Below are 3423 nucleotides of genomic sequence, written 5' to 3' on the forward strand. Positions count from 1 at the left end.
CGGGACCTGGAACAGGAAATGTCGGTATTCGAGCGGGTGGCGCTGGGGTGCAATTCGGGCGAATAGTCCCGATGAGCTGATCCGGAAGTCACAGAACACACTGGATAACCATCTTACGCCCATCGTAGACACTTCGATCACGCACCATAGAAACAAGCGCCGGTTGCGGGCTGGCGCACGGCGAGGTGGTCGGATCCGGCAGACGAGATGGCGAGGCAGGTGGGAGGCGCGGTGAGCCATACGCGCGTCCGGGCGGGTCGGCGCGGGCCGGTTCCGGCCCCCCGCCCCGGAGCGGACGGCTCCGCAGCCGATTCGACGGCCGACACCGCAGCCGATTCGACGGCCGACACCGCAGCCGGCTCCAGGGCGGGCCCCCGCGAGGGGGATCTCCCCAGGCCCGAGGGCCACCCGCCCGAAGACCCCGCGGCGGCGGCCGAGGCTCACAGCGGGACGGGGCAGGCCCACGCCGGGCCGGCGGGTATCCCCGGGGAGGGCGCCTTCCCCGGGGCTCCTTTCCGGCGGGGCGGCCCGCGGCGGGCGACCGGCCGTGCCGGCCGCCGTCGGGGCGGTGGCCCCCGCCACGGCCGGCGGTACCCGTCGCGGGTGCGCCTGCTGCGGGTGATGGTCGTGCTGGTCGCGGCGTTGTGCTGGCCCGCGGTCGTCGCCCTGCTCACCGTGCACGCGACCGTGCAGCAGCCGGGCTACTACAAGCGGGCGCTCGCCGGCGCCGACGTGTACGAGCGTTTCTACAGCCAGGTCCTGACCGATCCGCAGATCGTCGAGATCTCCGGCCAGCTCTTCGCCGGCCTCCCCGTGGACCAGTCGCTGCTGACCGCGAACCTGCGGGTGGTCGTCCCACCATCGTCGTTGCAGGGCGTGGCCGCGGGCCTGGCGGAGCGCACCGCGGGCTATCTGAGCGGCAACGGCGACACGCTCTACCTGCGTATCGACCTGCGCCCGGTGCTGGCCAACATCTCCCAGCTCGCCAGCACCTACCTGGCCGACGAGATCTCGGGCGCCGGCACCTACCCGGTGGACGACGTCAGCCGGTTCACCGTCGGCCTGCTCGACGCGCTCGACCAGCTCTCCCAGGGGCGCCCGCCGGCATCCGTGCCGTCGATCGCCTCGGTCCGGCTCTCCGAGCGGCAGGCCGACCAGGTGGCGGACGCCGTCCTCGACCGGGTCGGCGGGCTGGGCGCGGGCGAACGCCAGGCCGTGCGCGAGCAGCTGGTCACGCTCATGCGGGCCGGTGATCTCACCTCGGCGCTGGCGGTCGCCGGCCCGCTGGTCTTCGACGGCGACGAGGCCGCCATCGCCGACCTGCGGCGGCGGGTCGGCGGTGGCACCAGCATCGACCTGGGGCCGGCGCTGGCCGGGCTGCCCGAGTCCCCGGGCACCATGGCGGTGCACGCCGTTCACGATCTCGGCGCGTCGGGGGTGCTGCTTGTCGCCGGCGGGCTCGCCGGTCTGATGCTGCTGGTGTTCGCGGCCGGGTTCGTCGTGACCGTCAGGCACGGCGGGTCGGGGTTCCGCCTGGTGCTGGCGGGGCTTGTCACGGCCGGGGCGGTCGGGCTTGCCACCGGAGGAGTGCTGACGACGCTGGTCGGTGATCCGCTCGCGGCGCTGACCGGCCCGTCCTCGTCACTGCCGGTGAGCGTGCGGGCGATGGTCGGCGACATCTCCTCGGGGCTGGCCGGCCAGGTCCGCGACTACTGGCTCGGGTTCGCGACGATGCCGCTGGTGGCCGCCGCCGGGGTCACGGTGGCCGCGTCCGCGGCGCGGATGCTGCTGCTCCGGGCGCATGCCCGCCGGCGGCGCTGGTGGACGCTGGCGGTCACCTCGACAACGATCGTCGGTCTGCTGTGGATCGCCATGCCGCTGCCGGTCACCCCGGCCGCCAGGTACTGCAACGGCTCCGAGCTGCTCTGCGACCGCCGCTACACCGACGTCGTGTACCCGGCGACACACAACGCGATGGCCGCCAGCGACGCGCGCTTCCTCGGCGCGGCCCAGGATCCGGACCTGATCGGCCAGCTGAACGCGGGCATCCGGGCGCTGCTCGTCGACGTCCATCACTGGACACCGCCGCAGGACGTCGAGGCCTTCCTCGCCGCCCTGCCGCCGGACCAGCGGGCCACCCTCGAGCCGTTCACCCGGGGCGCCCGCTCCAGCCGTCCGGGGCTGTGGCTGTGCCACAACATCTGCCAGCTCGGCGCGCTCGACCTGGAGACCGAGCTGACCCGGCTGCGGGCCTGGCTCGACGCGAACCCGACCGAGGTGGTGACCCTGATCGTCCAGGACGGGGCACCCGCGTCCGAGGTGACAGCGGCTTTCACCCGGGCCGGGCTCGGGCGTTACGTGCTCACACCCCCCAGGGACGCGGGTGGTGACTGGCCGTCACTGGGCTCGATGGTCGAACGGAACCGCAGGCTGGTGGTGCTCGCGGAGAACGCCGACGTCCCGGGCACCTTCTACCGGCGGTTCTTCCGGTACGCGGCCGACACCGCCCTGGACGTGTCCGGGCCCGACGGCTTCGACTGCCGGCCTGACCGCGGGCCGGGCCGGCCCGCGCCGATGCTGATCAACCACTGGATCACCCGGACGGCGAGCAGCCGCGCGGACGCGGCTGTGATCAACCGCCGGGCGTCCCTGCTCAGGCAGGTCGAGGCCTGTCAGCGGGCGCAGGGCCGGCTGCCGACGTTCATCGCGGTGGATTTCGCCACCATCGGTGACCTCGTTCCGACCGTCGCCGAGCTCAACCACCGTCAGAGCAGGTAGTATTACTCTCAGTGATTGCTGTTGCGGTGCGGAGCCATCACGGGCTGGCGGCTGGCGACCATCGACCGTAGGATTCCGTCCAGACGGACAACTGAACATCGATGCCGCTCACGCCCGCGCGGGAGAGTCCACGGCAGCTTGCGGTCCGTGGCGCCGAAGGAGCAAGACCTCCCCTATACACTCTCAGGCCGGAGAAACCGCCGGGCCAGGCAACTCTGGAAAGCGGACGTTCCGTGGCGTCCCGCCGACGGTGAAAGCCCACGCATATCGGTCGCGGGCCGATATGACGGGTGAAGCTCTCAGGCATACGTACAGAGGGGGAGGTCAGTCGCGGCCGGCGCGCTGCCGGGTCGCCCGATCTCTGGAGCGCATCGACCGTGCACATACCCGCCTCCTCTTCTGCTGGCGCAATATCCTCATCAGGCTCCTCATCGGGTGACACAGATGCTTCTGCTGGTACCAGCCGTGCGAACGGCAGCGGTGGCGTGAACGGCAGCGGTGGCGTCGGCAGCGGCGGTGGCGCCAGCCGCAACGGCAGCGCGGACCGTGACGGCAGCGGGAACGGCGCTGGCGGGCGGTCCGATGCCCTGGGGAGGCCCGACGCCCGCCGGCGGGTGACCGTGCCGGCATCGCAGCCCGACCGGA

At 72.5% G+C, this 3423-nt stretch carries 1 protein-coding gene and 2 riboswitches; the gene reads left to right on the forward strand.

What is annotated here, in order from left to right; translation table 11 throughout:
• Positions 1 to 603 precede the first annotated feature (603 nt).
• Complete coding sequence (locus AC5LSR_RS05290) at positions 604 to 2778, forward strand: phosphoinositide-specific phospholipase C-related protein (RefSeq protein ID WP_250284415.1); 2175 nt, start codon at positions 604 to 606, stop codon at positions 2776 to 2778.
• A gap of 108 nt (positions 2779 to 2886) precedes the next feature.
• Positions 2887 to 2988, forward strand: a riboswitch (glycine riboswitch).
• Positions 2989 to 3100, forward strand: a riboswitch (glycine riboswitch).
• The last annotated feature ends 323 nt before the right edge of the window (positions 3101 to 3423 follow it).

Source organism: Protofrankia sp. CiP1_Cm_nod4, from assembly GCF_982290645.1.